The following is a 13,665-nucleotide window of genomic DNA, read 5'->3' on the forward strand; positions in this document are numbered from 1 at the left end:
GCGTGCCGTGACCACCGCCCAGCCCCAGGAGCTCGACGTCCAGCCGACGCCCCTCGCCCTGCTGCTCCTCGGCCGTGAGGCCGACCCGAGGAGCGAGCGCGGTGTGGAGTGCCCCGGCGACCTCCCCTCGCCGTCCGACCCGGACCTGGTGGAGCGCGCCCGCGCGGCCAAGGCGAAGCTCGGGGACAAGGTCTTCGTGCTCGGCCACCACTACCAGCGGGACGAGGTCATCCAGTTCGCCGACGTCACGGGCGACTCCTTCAAGCTGGCGCGGGACGCCGCCGCGCGCCCGCAGGCCGAGTACATCGTGTTCTGCGGTGTGCACTTCATGGCCGAGTCCGCCGACATCCTCACCGGCGACGACCAGAAGGTGGTCCTCCCGGACCTCGCGGCCGGCTGCTCCATGGCGGACATGGCCACCGCCGAGCAGGTGGCCGAGTGCTGGGACGTGCTGACCGAGGCCGGGATCGCCGAGCAGGTCGTCCCCGTCTCGTACATGAACTCCTCCGCCGACATCAAGGCCTTCACCGGCAGGCACGGCGGCACGATATGCACCTCGTCGAACGCCAGGCGCGCCCTGGACTGGGCGTTCCAGCAGGGCGAGAAGGTCCTCTTCCTCCCCGACCAGCACCTGGGCCGCAACACGGCGGTGCGGGACATGGGGATGTCGCTGGAGGACTGCGTCGTCTACAACCCGCACAAGCCGAACGGCGGTCTGACCGCCGAGGAGCTGCGCGCCGCGAAGATGATCCTGTGGCGCGGCCACTGCTCGGTGCACGGCCGCTTCAGCCTGGACTCGGTGAACGAGGTCCGTGAGCGCATCCCGGGCGTCAACGTCCTGGTGCACCCCGAGTGCCGGCACGAGGTCGTGGCCGCGGCGGACCACGTCGGCTCGACCGAGTACATCATCAAGACCCTGGAGGCGGCCCCGGCGGGCTCCAAGTGGGCCATCGGCACCGAGCTGAACCTGGTCCGGCGCCTGGCGAACCGTTTCGCGTCCGAGGACAAGGAGATCGTGTTCCTCGACCGCACGGTCTGCTTCTGCTCGACCATGAACCGCATCGACCTCCCCCACCTGGTCTGGGCCCTGGAGTCCCTCGCCGAGGGCACCCTGGTCAACCGCATCGAGGTCGACAAGGAGACGGAGGCCTTCGCGAAGCTGGCCCTGGAGCGCATGCTGGCGCTGCCGTAACTCCGGCACACGGCGCACGCGGCGAAGGCCCTCGCCCGGCACCTTCCGGTGCCGGGCGAGGGCCTTCGCGGGTTCCGCGGGGTCAGACCTGCGCCGCGGCCGCCTCGTCGGAGGAGGACTCCGGCCGGGAGGCCGCCTGCCGCTTGGCCGCGCGCCGCTGGGCGCGGCGCTCCTTGCGCAGTTCCAGCATCGCGTAGAGCGTCGGGACCAGGAGCAGGGTGAGCAGGGTCGACGTGATCAGGCCGCCGATGACCACCACCGCGAGCGGCTGGGCGATGAAGCCGCCCTCGCCGGTGACGCCGAGCGCCATCGGGAGCAGGGCGAAGATCGTCGCCAGGGCCGTCATCAGGATCGGCCGCAGTCGGTGCCGGCCGCCCTCGATCACGGCCTCGATGACGCCGTGGCCCTGCGCGCGGTACTGGTTGATCAGGTCGATCAGCACGATCGCGTTGGTGACCACGATGCCGATCAGCATCAGCATGCCGATCATCGCCGGGACGCCCATCGGGGTGCCGGTGAGCAGCAGCAGGCCGAGCGCGCCGGTCGCCGCGAACGGGACGGACACCAGCAGGATCAGCGGCTGGGCCAGCGACCGGAAGGTGCCGACCAGCAGCATGAACACGATGGCGATGGCGGCCAGCATGGCGAGGCCCAGGTTGACGAAGGCCTCGTCCTGGTCCGCGGTCACGCCGCCGATCTCGGCCGTCGCACCCGCGGGCAGCGTCAGCTCGTCGATCTTCTTCTGGAGCTCCGTGCCCACGGCGCCCGTGTTCTCGCCGACCGGGCGGGCGGTGACGGTCGCCGCGCGCTGGCCGTCGATCCGGGTCATGGAGACCGGGCCGTCCACCAGCCGGACGGTGGCGATGTCACCCAGCTTCACCGGGCCGAGGCGCAGGTTGCGCAGCTGCTCCACGGTCGTGGCGGGCCGCGCCGAGCGGATCACGACGTCCCGCTCCGCGTCGCCGAGGACCGCCTTGGCGGCCGGGGTGCCCTTCACCGACTGGGTGACGGCCATCCCGAGGGTCTGGGCGTCGAAGCCGGCCGCTGCGGCCTTGTCGGTGGGTTCGACCGAGATGCGGGGCACGCTCTGCGCCAGGTCGCTGGTGACGTCCGTGACGTCGTCCAGCGAGGCCACCGCGTCACGGACCTGCTCGGCCGCCTTGCGCAGCACCTGCGCGTCGGCCGCCTTGACGGTCACGCTGACGTCCTGGCCGCCGAAGCCGTCACCGGCCGCCACGACGGTGGTGCCGATGCCGTCGAGCTCGGCGAGGCCCTTCTCGATGCTGTCCCGCACCTCGTCGGAGGAGGCGGACTCCTCCAGCATGACCTGGTAGCTCGCCTGGTTGGTGTCGGTGCCGCCGCCGAAGGCCGCCAGGAAGCCGGACGAACCGACCGTCACCTGGTAGTCCTCGACGCCCTCGGTGTCGGAGAGCAGCTTCTCGATCTTCTTCGCCCGGGCGTCGGTGGCGGCCAGGCTGGTGCCGGGCTCCAGCTCCTGGCGGACGGTCAGGACCTGCTGCTCGCCCGCGTCGAAAAAGTTGGTCTTCAGCAGCGGGGCCATGGCGAAGGTGGCGATCAGCACGACCACGGCGATGGCCAGGCTCGCCAGCCGGCGCCGGGTGGCGAACCGCAGCACGGGCACGTAGGCGCGCTGCAGGCGGCTCCTGGCCTCCTTCTCCTCCGCCAGCCGGCGGGCTTCCTCGGCGTCCTCCGGGGTGCCCTTCGGCGGCCGCAGGAACCAGTACGACAGCACCGGCACGACCGTCAGCGACACCAGCAGGGACGCCAGCAGCGCGGCGGTGACGGTGAGGCTGAAGGAGCCGAACAGCTCGCCCACCATGCCGCCGACCAGGCCGATCGGCAGGAAGACGGCGACGGTGGTGAGCGTGGCGGAGGTGACCGCGCCGGCCACCTCGCGCACCGCCTTCATGATCGCGGCGTGGCGCTCCTCGCCGTAGCCGAGGTGCCGCTTGATGTTCTCCAGGACGACGATGGAGTCGTCCACGACCCGGCCGATGGCGATGGTCAGACCGCCCAGGGTCAGCATGTTCAGGGACAGGTCACGGGTCCACAGCACGATCAGCGCGAGCACCACCGACAGCGGGATGGACACCGCGGTGACGAGGGTGGAGCGGACCGACGTGAGGAAGACGAGGATCACCAGCACGGCGAAGACCAGACCGAGCGCGCCCTCGGTGGTCAGGCCGTCGATGGCCTTGGAGACGGCGGGGCCCTGGTCGGCGACCACGGTGAGGGTGGCGTCGTCGCCGAGGTCCTCGCGCAGCCCGGGCAGCTCCTTCTCGACGGCCTCGGAGATGGCGACCGCGCTGCCGTCGTGGTCCATGGTGGCCAGCACGGCGAGGCTGGGCTTGCCGTTGGTGCGGGTGAGGGAGGCGGAACTCGCCTCCTCCTGCCGGACGGTGGCGACGTCGCCGAGGCGGACCGGCTTGCCCTCGCCGGGGCCGGCCGTGACCATCAGGTCCTGGATCTGCCGCACCGAGGTGAAGCCGCCGCCGACCTGGACGGTGCGGTTGGCGCCGTTCTCGTCGAAGGAGCCGGCCGGGACGGTGGCGCCGCCGGCCTGGAGGGCCTGGGCGACGGAGGCCGTGGTGAGGCCCGCCCGGGCGAGCTTCGCGTCGTCGGGCACGACGGTGACCTGAAGGTCCCGTACGCCGTCCACCATGACCTGGCCGACGCCGTCGATGCCCTTCAGCGCGGGCACCACCGTGCGGTCCAGCTGATCGGCGAGCGCCTGCTGGTCCTTGTCGGAGGTGACGGCGAGCACCACGGCCGGGATGTCGTCCGTGGAGCCGGCGACGACCTGCGGGTCCACCCCGGACGGCAGCCGGGCGCCGGCCCGGTTGACGGCCTGCTGCACGTCGGCGACGAGCTGCTGGGTGTCGTTGCCGTAGTCGAAGGACGCCATGATCACGGCGTTGCCCTCGCTCGCCGTCGAGGTGACGCCGGAAATGCCGTCGACGGCCTCCAGGCTGTCCTCGATGGGTTCGACGACCTGCTTCTCCACCACGTCCGGCGACGCGCCCTGGTAGGGCGCGATCACGGAGACCATGGGCAGTTCGATGGTGGGCAGGAGCTGCTGTTTGAGCTGGGGTATCGCGATCGCCCCGAAGACGAGCGCGATGATCGACATCAGTCCGATCAGCGCCCGTTGCGCGAGGCTGAATCTGGACAGCCAGGACATGGGTCAGGGTCTCTTTTCCGTGGAGCGGCGAAGGTCCGGCAGACGGGCGCGCGCACAGCGAGCGGCCCGCTCTACACCCTGGGGCATGGCCCGGGACCGATCCGTGGTCCCGAGGTCCGATATCTTCACGCGGCGCCTACTCCGGCCGCAGTACACCCGGCTGTGCCCGGTCCGTCCTCGGACGGACCAGCCCGGACTCGTAGGCGATCACCACGAGTTGGGCCCGGTCGCGGGCGCCCAGCTTGGCCATGGCGCGGTTGACGTGGGTCTTCACGGTGAGCGGGCTGACCTCGAGGCGTTCGGCGATCTCGTCGTTGGAGTGGCCGCCGGCGACCTGCACCAGCACCTCCCGCTCGCGCACGGTGAGCGAGTCCAGCCGCTCGGCGCGCTCCGGGTCGCGGTCGGGGCCGGGCGGGCCCTCCTGGGCGAGGAAGCGGGCGATCAGGCCCTTGGTGGCCTGCGGGGACAGCAGTGCCTCGCCCCCGGCGGCGACGCGGACCGCGTGGAGCATCTCGCCGGGCTCGGAGCCCTTGCCGAGGAAGCCGGAGGCGCCGGCCCGCAGCGACTGGACCACGTGGTCGTCGACCTCGAAGGTCGTCAGTATCACCACCCGCACCCCGTCGAGCGCGGGGTCGGAGCTGATCTCGCGGGTGGCGGCGAGCCCGTCGGTGCCGGGCATGCGGATGTCCATGAGGACCACGTCGGGCCGGTGTTCGCGCGCCAGCCGGACGGCCTCGGCGCCGTCGGACGCCTCGCCCACCACCTCCATGTCCGGCTCGGAGTCGACCAGGACGCGGAAGGCGCTGCGCAGCAGTGCCTGGTCGTCGGCGAGCAGGACGCGGATCGTCATGCGGGCTCCAGCGGGGCGTCGGTCACGGGGGGCTGCCGGGGGCGGCGGAGGTGCGGGGCTCGACGGGAAGGATCGCATGCACGCGGAAGCCGCCGCCGTAGCGGGGGCCGGTGGTGAGGGTGCCGCGCAGCGCGGTGACGCGTTCGCGCATGCCGAGCAGTCCGTGCCCGCCGCCGGGGGTGGGGGCGTGGCCCGCGTCGCCGCCGTCGTCGAGCACGGTGACCTCGATGTGCGGTCCGACGCGTACGACGCTGACCTCGGCGCGCGCGCCGGCCCCGGCGTGCTTCTGCACGTTGGTCAGCGCCTCCTGGACGATCCGGTACGCGGCCAGGCCGACGGCGGCGGGCAGTTCGGTGCCCTGGTCGGCGCGGGCCACCTCGACGCGGAGTCCGGCGTTGCGGAAGGTGGCGGCGAGCTCGTCGAGGCGGTCGAGGCCGGGGGCGGGCTCGGTGGGCGCCTCGGGGTCGCCGGACTGGCGCAGCAGGCCGACGGTGGCGCGCAGTTCGCCGAGCGCGTGGCGGCTGGCCGCACGGACGTGGGCGAGGGCCTCCTTGGCCTGGTCGGGCCGCTTGTCCATGACGTGGGCGGCGACCCCGGCCTGGACGTTGACCAGGGCGATGTGGTGGGCGACCACGTCGTGCAGGTCGCGGGCGATGCGCAGGCGCTCCTCGGCGACCCGGCGGCGGGCCTCCTCCTCGCGGGTGCGTTCGGCCCGTTCGGCGCGCTCCCGGATGGCCCGGACGAACGCGCGGCGGCTGCGGACGGCGTCCCCCGCGGTGGCGCCGATGCCGGTCCAGGCGAGGATCGCCAGGTTCTCCTGGGCATACCAGGGCAGGGGTCCGGCGGCCATCGCGACGCCGGTGAGGACGGTCGTGGTGAGCAGACCGAGCCGCCAGGTGGTGGGGCGGTCGGTGGAGGCGGCCACCGTGTAGAGGGCGACGACCGCGCACATGGCGACGGGAGCGCGGGGGTCGCCGGTGACGGACTCGACGACGGAGAGGCCGCCGGCCACACCGAGCACCGTGCGGGGCGCGCGGCGGCGGAGGACGAGCGCGGCGGCCCCGAGCGTCATCAGGACCAGGCTGAGCGCGTCCGGGGTGCGCAGGCCCCAGCGGACCCCTTCGGGGCCGTGCGGGTCGACGAAGGACCCGGCGACCATGCACAGCAGGACGCCGGCGGCCAGCGCCGTGTCCACGGCGGCCGGGTGGGCCCGCGCCCGGCGCCGGACGCGTGTCAGGGTGCTCACGGCTGGTTGCGGTGACCGGAGCGGACGCCCGTGCGGCGCGGCCCCGGTCCCCCCCCCTCTCTGCGGACGGCTCCTCGCGGACGATCGGACCGGGTGGTCCCGGGGACGCCTCAGGTCCCCGGGACGAGGCCGTCGTCGGTGAGGAGGTCACGGACCTCCTCGAGGGTGGCGTCGGGGGACGGGAGGATGAGGTCGGACGGCTCCAGGGAGTCGTCCGGCACCGGCTCGCCCAGCTCGTGCACCTTGTCCAGCAGTGCCCGCAGCGTCGCGCGGAAGCCGGGCCCGTCGCCGTTCTCCATCTCGGCGAGCAGTTCCTCGTCCAGCTCGTCCAGCTCGGGGAGCCGGCTCTCCGCCAGCGTCACCTGCCCCTCCCCCATGATCCGTACGATCATGTCGCCCTCCTCGGCGTGGGACTACTGCTTGTCGAAGCGCGGGGTGTCCTGCGGCTGCTGCTGGGCCTGCGGCTGCGCCTGCTCCTGGCCGCCCTCCAGGGCCTGGCGGTCGCCGGAGCCGCCGCCGGCCAGCTCGGCCTTCATGCGCTGCAGTTCGAGCTCCACGTCCGTGCCACCGGAGAGGCGGTCCAGCTCGGCCTGGATGTCGTCCTTGTGCATGCCGGACGGGTCGTCCAGGGCGCCGGAGGCGAGCAGTTCGTCGATCGCGCCGGCCCGCGCCTGGAGCTGGGCGGTCTTGTCCTCGGCGCGCTGGATGGCCAGGCCGACGTCGCCCATCTCCTCGGAGATGCCGGAGAAGGCCTCGCCGATCCGGGTCTGCGCCTGGGCGGCGGTGTAGGTGGCCTTGATGGTCTCCTTCTTGGTGCGGAAGGCGTCCACCTTGGCCTGGAGCCGCTGCGCGGCCAGCGTCAGCTTCTCCTCCTCGCCCTGGAGCGTGGCGTGCTGCGTCTCCAGGTCGGTCACCTGCTGCTGGAGCGCGGCGCGACGGGAGAGGGCCTCGCGCGCCAGGTCCTCACGGCCGAGCGCGAGCGCCTTGCGCCCCTGGTCCTCCAGCTTCCCCGACTGGGACTGGAGCTGGTTGAGCTGGAGCTCCAGGCGCTTGCGGCTGGTCGCCACGTCGGCGACACCGCGGCGGACCTTCTGGAGCAGCTCCAGCTGCTTCTGATACGAGTAATCGAGGGTCTCGCGCGGGTCCTCGGCCCGGTCAAGGGCCTTGTTCGCCTTCGCGCGGAAGATCATCCCCATACGCTTCATGACACCGCTCATGGGCTTCGCGCGCCCCCTTCTGACGGACTCCAGCTCCAGTGACTGCGACAGAACCCACAGTACGGGCCCTGCATCCATTACCGCACTGTCCGGGGACTGATGCGCTCATCCCCAAGGACGACTGAGTACCCTCCTGATCCGGCGCAGGGAGTAGGTGGTTCCCGGGTGGCGGCCGCCGGCCGTCCCGGAGACCCCCGCTACGTCCCCATCTGTCCTAGGAGAGACGTCCGGTGTTGCCGGATCGTTCCCCGCGGGGCTGTGGTCCAACCCCGGCCACCCCGTACCCTTGGGTTTTGTGTTCCGTAGCCGCGCCAAGGAAGAGAAGGCACCGGTCGCCGACAAGGCGACGGTGACCGACTCCCATCAGCCCCGTCATCCCGAGGCCCCCAAGGGCCGCCCCACACCCAAGCGCAGCGTGGCCCAGTCGCAGCGCCGCAGCGTGGCCAGCACGACGATGTCGCGCAAGGAGGCCGCCAAGCGTCAGCGCGAGGAGCGCCGTGCCGCACTGGAGCGTCAGCGTCAGGCGCTGGCCAGCGGCGACGAGCGGTACCTGCCCGTGCGCGACAAGGGCCCGGTGCGCCGGTTCGCCCGTGACTACGTGGACTCGGGCTTCCACATCGCCGAGTGGTTCCTGCCGCTGGCCGTGGTCATCCTCGTGCTGAGCATGGTGCCGGTGCCGCAGCTGCAGAACGTCGCGCTGCTGCTGTGGCTGGTCGTCATCGCGGTGATCGTGCTCGACTCGGTCGTGACGGGCTTCCGGCTGAAGAAGACGCTCGCCGAGCGCTTCCCGGACGAGAAGCGGCGCGGCGCGGTCGCCTACGCGCTGATGCGTACGCTCCAGATGCGCCGGCTGCGGCTGCCCAAGCCCCAGGTGAAGCGCGGGGAGCGGCCCTGAGCACCACCCCGTTCGCGCACGGTACGGCGGTGCCCGGCCCGGTGAGCGGGCCGGGCCGGCTGCGTGACGTCGTCCGTGAGGAGCTGGTGGCCCGCCAGCTGGAGGAGCAGATAGTCGGCCGCTTCCCGGTCGGGAAGCGGCTGCGGGTGCTCGACGTGGGCATGGGCCGGGGCGCGCAGGCGCTGCGGCTGGCCCGGGCCGGCCATCAGGTGACGGGCGTCGAGCAGGACGCCGCGTCGATCGCGGCCGCCCGGGAGACGTTCGCCGGGGAGCCCGAGGGCATCCGGGAGCGGATGCGGATCATCGAGGGTCACGCCGGGGACACCGGGGTGCACTTCCTGCCGGGCAGCTTCGACGTCGTGCTCTGTCATGGCGTGCTCACGGGCGACGTGGAGGAGCCGGACGCGCTGCTCGCGGGGGTGGCCCGGATGCTGGCGCCCGGCGGGATGCTGTCACTGCTCGTGCGCAACGGCGACGCGGCGGCGATGCGGGCGGGGCTGTCCGGCGACTGGGCGGGCGCGCTGGCGGCGTTCTGCCCGCCGACGGCGTCGTTCGGGCTGAAGCGGCTGACGTCGACCCTCGCGGGGATCGGGGCGCCGCTGCACACCTGGTACGGCGTGCGGATCTTCACGGACACGGTGGCGGACGACGTGGTGCTGCCGGACGACCTGGACGCGGTGCTGGCGGTCGAGGACCGGGCCGGGCGGACGGACCCGTACCGGGGGGTCGCCGCGCTGCTGCACCTGTGCGGGGTCCGGGGCTGAGGTCCCAGCCCCGGACGCTTCGGCTCCGGGCGCTTCGGCTCGGGTGGCCTCGGCCGGGGTGGCCCCGGCCCCGGTGACCTCAGCCCGGGTGGCCTCGGCTCACGCCCCTTCGTCGGCGCTCCCGGTCTCCGCCGCCGTCTCGTCCGCGTGGAGGCTCATCGGGCCGTAGATCTCGGTGTCGTCCTCCAGCAGCCGCACCTGGTCGGCGCCGCCCTCCAGGAGGGCCTTCCAGTTCTCCCCGATCCAGGACTCGGCGTCCCCCTGCGTGGAGAACTCCTCCGGCGGCACCGCGGGCTCGACCTGCGTCCCGTCGGTCTTCTCGAACCGCCACGTCCATGCCGCCATGTACGCCTCCCAAGCGTGTGAGCTCACTGCACAGCAGAAGCCGGATCTTGGTCCGGCTCCTGACCAAGAGCGTAGTCGGACGGGCATCGGCTGTGGGGAAAGGCGAGAATCGGGGCGTGGAACTGACTCTGCTCGGCACCGGCGCCCCGGCGGGACTGCCCCGCCCCGACTGTCCCTGCGCGGCGTGCGCGTGCGCGCTCGGGCCGGACGCGCGGGCGGCCACCGCGCTGCTGGTGGACGGCGTACTGCTGCTCGACCTGACCCCCGGCGCGGCCGTCGCCGCGGCCCGTGCGGGGCGTTCGCTGGGCGGAGTGCGCCAGGTGCTGCTGTCGCACCCGCACGACGGCCCCGCGGTGGAGGTGCCGGCCGGGCTGCCGCAGCCGGGCCGGGTGCCGGACGGACGGGAGCTGACGCTGCTGACCGGGCACCGGGTGCGGGCGGTCGCGCTGGACGCGCCCGGCACCGGGTACACGGTGACCGGCCCGGACGGGCAGCGGCTGCTGTACCTGCCGCCGGGCGGCGCCCCGGCCGGGCTGGAGGCGCCGGCCGAGCCGTACGCGACGGTGGTGCTGGACGTCGTGGGCCGCCCGGACGCGCTGGCGCGGCTGCGGGAGGCGGGCGCGGTGGCGCCGGCCACGGACGTGATCGCCGCGCACCTGGACCACGACGTGCCGCCGGGCGGCGAGGTACGGCGCCGGCTCGCGGCGGCGGGGGCGCGCGCCGTGCCGGACGGGACCACGCTGGAGGCCGGCGCCTGTGAGGACGTGCCCGACGTGCCGCGGCGCACGCTCGTGCTGGGCGGGGCGCGGTCGGGCAAGTCGGTGGAGGCGGAGCGGCGCCTGGAGTCGTTCCCCGAGGTGCTGTACGTGGCGACCGGCGGCTCGCGCAACGGGGACACCGAGTGGGCGGCGCGGGTGTCCGCGCACCAGGAGCGGCGGCCGGGGTCCTGGCGGACCGTGGAGACCTGCGACCTGGTGCCCCTGCTCGGGGACGACGGCCCGCCGCTCCTGGTCGACTGCCTGTCGCTGTGGCTGACGGACGCGATGGACGCGGTGGGCGCGTGGGACGACGCGGAGTGGGCGGACGGCGGCGAGCGCGCCCTGCGGGACCGGGTGCGGGCCCTGACGGACGCGGTCCGCGAGACCGGCCGCACGGTGGTCGCGGTCTCCAACGAGGTCGGCTCGGGCATCGTCCCCGCCACCGCCTCCGGCCGCCGTTACCGCGACGAACTGGGCCGCCTGAACGCGGCGTTCGCCCGGGAGTGCGAGCAGGTACTGCTGGTGGTGGCGGGACAGGCGCTGGTGCTGCGCGGGTGAGGCGGCGGGTCGCCGGCGTCCCGCCCGGGCGGGCGGACGGCCGTCGGCTCGCCGCCACGCCCTCTCCCGCCGGTCACCCGGCGCCGGCCCGCGGCCGGCGGTCCCGGCTCGCGCGGCCGGCGCGGCGGCGGGCCGCTCGGCCCCAGGGGCGGGGCTCTCGGGCGGGACACCCGGCGCCGGCCCGGCAGACCCTGGGACCCGGACCGTGGCACGGCCGGCCGGTCACCGCTTCGGCTTGTGGGCGATCACGCGGTACGTGTTGGCGAACGGGCTGTGGCGGATCAGGGGGGACAGGGCCAGGTCCGTCGCCGCTGCCGCGATCACCAGGGGGGTGCCGGCGCGGAGGAGGACCGTGCGCAGGCGTTGCCGGCCCGGGGACGGCGGGACGGCTCGCCAGGGGGTGTCCGGGGCGGGGAGGGCGTGGGAGAGGGCGAGGGCGGCGAGGCCCGCCAGGTCGTGCGGCACGTGGGCGGCGCGGTGGCCGGCGGTGACGATCTCGCAGTCGCGCGCCTCGAGTTCCTCGCGGAGGTTGCGGCGGGGCAGCAGGTGCAGGCGGCGCGGCTGGTCGTAGGGCAGCCACCAGCGGCCGAACAGGGCGGCGTACGCGCAGCGCGGGTCGAGCGTCTCGATCAGCAGGTGTCCGCCGGGGCGCAGGGCGTCGAGGGCGGCGTGCAGTTCGGCGCGCGGGTCGGTGGTGCGCTCCAGGTGGTGCAGCAGGCTGACCACGTCGTAGCGGCCGGCCAGCCGGGCCCGCAGCGCGGGGTCGGTCAGCGGCCCGACGTGCGCCTCCTCGACCCGGCCGAGCTCACGGGCCCGCTCCACGCGCGCGGTGAGGTCGGTGCCGTCGAACGCCGTGTACGGGAAGAACTCCCGCGCGGTGTCCGGGAAGCGGGCGAGCCCGGTGCCGACGTCCAGCCAGCTCTCCGGTTCGCCGAAGGGCAGCATCGCGCGGGCGGCGGCGCGGCGGCGGTGGCGTACGGCGTGCAGGGCGAGGACCCGCTCGGTGGCGGGGTCGCGGGGGGCGCCGCGCACCGCCCGCCGGTAGAAGGCCAGGCCCTCGGGGGTGAGCCGGGGGTTCTGGAAGGTGTGCCCGCAGTCGCGGCACTCGTCGACGGTGAACAGTCCGGGCCGGTGCCGGCGCAGGTCCCCCGTTCTCAGCCGGGTGCGCAGCCGTGCGGAGCCGCACCAGGGGCAGTCCGGGCGGCGCGGCTCGTGCACCCGGGCGGAGCCGTGCGGGGCGGGGAACGCGGCGTCGGGGGAGGTGGCGGACATGGGCGGCTCCCGGCGTGAGGGCGTACGGCACGCGGGTGGCGCGACGTGCGGGGACGGTCGGGGACGGACGGAGGGATCTCCGGCATCCCCGGGCAAAACGTTACGTACGGGAGGGCCTCACGGGGTGGATCACCGCCGGGGTGGCGTGGTGGGGGTGAGGGCGCGAACGCGGGGACGACCGGCGCTCCGGGGCGTTCGACGGGGGCCGGTACTGTTCGGCGAATGAGCTCGCTTAATCTCGAGGACTTCACCGATCTGATCGAGCGTCCGGACGGCGGGGTGCGCCGCGACGCCGAGGAGCACCGGTCCCGCCTGGTGGTGCCGCCCGGGTCGCTGGGCCGCCTGGACGACCTGGGCGAGTGGCTGGCCGCGGCGCAGTCCGCGGTGCCGGTGCGGCCGGTGGAGCGGCCGCGGGTGGTGCTGTTCGCGGGCGACCACGGGATCGCGGAGCTGGAGGTCTCGGCGCGTCCCGCGGGCACCGCCGCGGAGCTGGTGCGGGACGTGCTGGAGGGCGCCCGCCCGGTCTCGGTGCTGGCGCGGCAGCTGGACGTGCCGGTGCGGGTGGTCGACATGTCCCTGGACTGCGACCCGGCGTCGCTCCCCGAGGACGTCGTGCGCCACCGGGTGCGGCGCGGCAGCGGGCGCATCGACGTCGAGGACGCGCTGACCCCGGAGGAGGCCGAGGCGGCGTTCCGCGCGGGGATGGCCGTGGCGGACGAGGAGGCCGACTCCGGTACGGATCTGGTGGTGCTGGGCGACGTCAGCGTCGGCGGCACGACCGCGGCGGGTGTGCTGGTGGCGGCGCTGTGCGGGACGGACGCGTCGGTGGTGACCGGGCGCGGCGGTCTGGCGATCGACGACCTGGCCTGGATGCGCAAGTGCGCGGCGATCCGGGACGCGTTGCGCCGGGCGCGGCCGGTGCTGGGCGACCAGCTGCGGCTGCTGGCCACGGTGGGCGGGGCGGACCTCACCGCGATGACCGGGTTCCTGCTGCAGAGCGCGGTGCGGAAGCTGCCGGTGCTGCTGGACGGTGTGGTGACGGCGGCGTGTGCGCTGGTGGCGCAGCGGGTGGCGTTCCGGGCGCCGGACTGGTGGCTGGCGTCGCACGTGAGCGGGGAGCCGGGGCAGGCGAAGGCGCTGGACCGGATGGCGTTGGAGCCGTTGCTGGCGGAGGGGGTCCGTGTGGGAGAGGGCGCGGGGGCGTTGCTGGCGCTGCCGTTGGTGCGGGCCGCGGGGGTTCTGGCGGCGGAGCTGCCTGTGCGGCAGGAGGCCGCCAAGGGCGAGTGAGGCGGGCCCGGGGGCGTTTCCTCTCTTCGCCCCCGCCGCCCCTTCCCGTCCCGTCCCCGGGGCCGCGCCCCGGACCCCC

Annotated in this window: 12 protein-coding genes; 5 read left to right on the forward strand and 7 right to left on the reverse strand. The window is 74.3% G+C overall.

Annotated features, from left to right (window positions below; genetic code table 11):
• Nucleotides 1–7 precede the first annotated feature (7 nt).
• Nucleotides 8–1,192 carry a quinolinate synthase NadA gene (nadA, locus tag ACIQ8B_RS01095; protein ID WP_290007394.1) on the forward strand — a complete coding sequence of 395 codons (1,185 nt, stop codon included), beginning with the start codon at nt 8–10 and terminating at the stop codon, nt 1,190–1,192.
• An 82-nt stretch (nt 1,193–1,274) separates the two neighbouring features.
• On the opposite strand, the gene ACIQ8B_RS01100 is transcribed toward nadA, so the two are convergent.
• From ACIQ8B_RS01100 to ACIQ8B_RS01120, 5 genes are all read right to left on the reverse strand, one after another.
• Nucleotides 1,275–4,394: an efflux RND transporter permease subunit gene (locus ACIQ8B_RS01100; protein ID WP_403544325.1), complete on the reverse strand. Its 3,120-nt coding sequence runs from the start codon at nt 4,392–4,394 to the stop codon at nt 1,275–1,277.
• Between the two features lie 136 nt (nt 4,395–4,530).
• The gene (locus ACIQ8B_RS01105) at nt 4,531–5,244 is read right to left on the reverse strand and encodes a response regulator transcription factor (RefSeq protein ID WP_290007392.1); all 714 of its coding nucleotides are present in this window, start codon (nt 5,242–5,244) and stop codon (nt 4,531–4,533) included.
• 22 nt (nt 5,245–5,266) lie between these two features.
• Nucleotides 5,267–6,490 (reverse strand): sensor histidine kinase, encoded by a 1,224-nt coding sequence (locus tag ACIQ8B_RS01110; protein ID WP_403544327.1) that lies wholly within the window; start codon nt 6,488–6,490, stop codon nt 5,267–5,269.
• A gap of 110 nt (nt 6,491–6,600) precedes the next feature.
• Entirely contained in the window at nt 6,601–6,882 is a 282-nt protein-coding gene (locus ACIQ8B_RS01115; protein WP_106414566.1) for a hypothetical protein, read from the reverse strand.
• A gap of 21 nt (nt 6,883–6,903) precedes the next feature.
• Nucleotides 6,904–7,707 (reverse strand): PspA/IM30 family protein, encoded by an 804-nt coding sequence (locus ACIQ8B_RS01120; RefSeq protein ID WP_106414565.1) that lies wholly within the window; start codon nt 7,705–7,707, stop codon nt 6,904–6,906.
• A 256-nt stretch (nt 7,708–7,963) separates the two neighbouring features.
• Here ACIQ8B_RS01120 and ACIQ8B_RS01125 point away from each other — a divergent pair, with 256 nt between their 5' ends.
• Both ACIQ8B_RS01125 and ACIQ8B_RS01130 read left to right on the forward strand, forming a co-directional pair.
• Nucleotides 7,964–8,602, forward strand: a complete 639-nt coding sequence (locus ACIQ8B_RS01125; RefSeq protein WP_198602739.1) for a DUF3043 domain-containing protein — start codon at nt 7,964–7,966, stop codon at nt 8,600–8,602.
• Between the two features lie 86 nt (nt 8,603–8,688).
• A complete protein-coding gene (locus ACIQ8B_RS01130) occupies nt 8,689–9,366 on the forward strand; it encodes a bifunctional 2-polyprenyl-6-hydroxyphenol methylase/3-demethylubiquinol 3-O-methyltransferase UbiG (RefSeq protein ID WP_106416461.1) in 678 nt (225 codons plus the stop codon).
• A 99-nt stretch (nt 9,367–9,465) separates the two neighbouring features.
• Here ACIQ8B_RS01130 and ACIQ8B_RS01135 read toward each other — a convergent pair whose 3' ends face one another.
• A complete protein-coding gene (locus tag ACIQ8B_RS01135) occupies nt 9,466–9,711 on the reverse strand; it encodes a hypothetical protein (RefSeq protein ID WP_403544330.1) in 246 nt (81 codons plus the stop codon).
• A gap of 116 nt (nt 9,712–9,827) precedes the next feature.
• Between ACIQ8B_RS01135 and ACIQ8B_RS01140 the strand changes: the two genes are divergently transcribed.
• The gene (locus ACIQ8B_RS01140) at nt 9,828–11,027 is read left to right on the forward strand and encodes a bifunctional adenosylcobinamide kinase/adenosylcobinamide-phosphate guanylyltransferase (RefSeq protein WP_403544332.1); all 1,200 of its coding nucleotides are present in this window, start codon (nt 9,828–9,830) and stop codon (nt 11,025–11,027) included.
• A 222-nt stretch (nt 11,028–11,249) separates the two neighbouring features.
• Here the strand turns inward: ACIQ8B_RS01140 and ACIQ8B_RS01145 are convergent, their stop codons facing one another.
• Nucleotides 11,250–12,299, reverse strand: a complete 1,050-nt coding sequence (locus ACIQ8B_RS01145) for a class I SAM-dependent methyltransferase (protein WP_290007382.1) — start codon at nt 12,297–12,299, stop codon at nt 11,250–11,252.
• A 222-nt stretch (nt 12,300–12,521) separates the two neighbouring features.
• On the opposite strand from ACIQ8B_RS01145, the gene cobT reads away from it, so the two are divergent.
• Nucleotides 12,522–13,586, forward strand: a complete 1,065-nt coding sequence (cobT, locus tag ACIQ8B_RS01150) for a nicotinate-nucleotide--dimethylbenzimidazole phosphoribosyltransferase (RefSeq protein WP_290007379.1) — start codon at nt 12,522–12,524, stop codon at nt 13,584–13,586.
• The last annotated feature ends 79 nt before the right edge of the window (nt 13,587–13,665 follow it).

The organism is Streptomyces sp. NPDC096105 (assembly GCF_044763335.1).
In the GTDB taxonomy this organism is placed as follows: domain Bacteria; phylum Actinomycetota; class Actinomycetes; order Streptomycetales; family Streptomycetaceae; genus Streptomyces.

Excerpts from the sequence above, each read along its gene's own strand:
- ACIQ8B_RS01100 (WP_403544325.1), bottom strand. The coding sequence starts at position 4,394 with ATGTCCTGGCTGTCCAGATTCAGCCTCGCGCAACGGGCGCTGATCGGA.
- ACIQ8B_RS01105 (WP_290007392.1), bottom strand. The coding sequence starts at position 5,244 with ATGACGATCCGCGTCCTGCTCGCCGACGACCAGGCACTGCTGCGCAGC.
- ACIQ8B_RS01115 (WP_106414566.1), bottom strand. The coding sequence starts at position 6,882 with ATGATCGTACGGATCATGGGGGAGGGGCAGGTGACGCTGGCGGAGAGC.
- ACIQ8B_RS01120 (WP_106414565.1), bottom strand. The coding sequence starts at position 7,707 with ATGAGCGGTGTCATGAAGCGTATGGGGATGATCTTCCGCGCGAAGGCG.
- ACIQ8B_RS01135 (WP_403544330.1), bottom strand. The coding sequence starts at position 9,711 with ATGGCGGCATGGACGTGGCGGTTCGAGAAGACCGACGGGACGCAGGTC.
- ACIQ8B_RS01145 (WP_290007382.1), bottom strand. The coding sequence starts at position 12,299 with ATGTCCGCCACCTCCCCCGACGCCGCGTTCCCCGCCCCGCACGGCTCC.
- cobT (WP_290007379.1), top strand. The coding sequence starts at position 12,522 with ATGAGCTCGCTTAATCTCGAGGACTTCACCGATCTGATCGAGCGTCCG.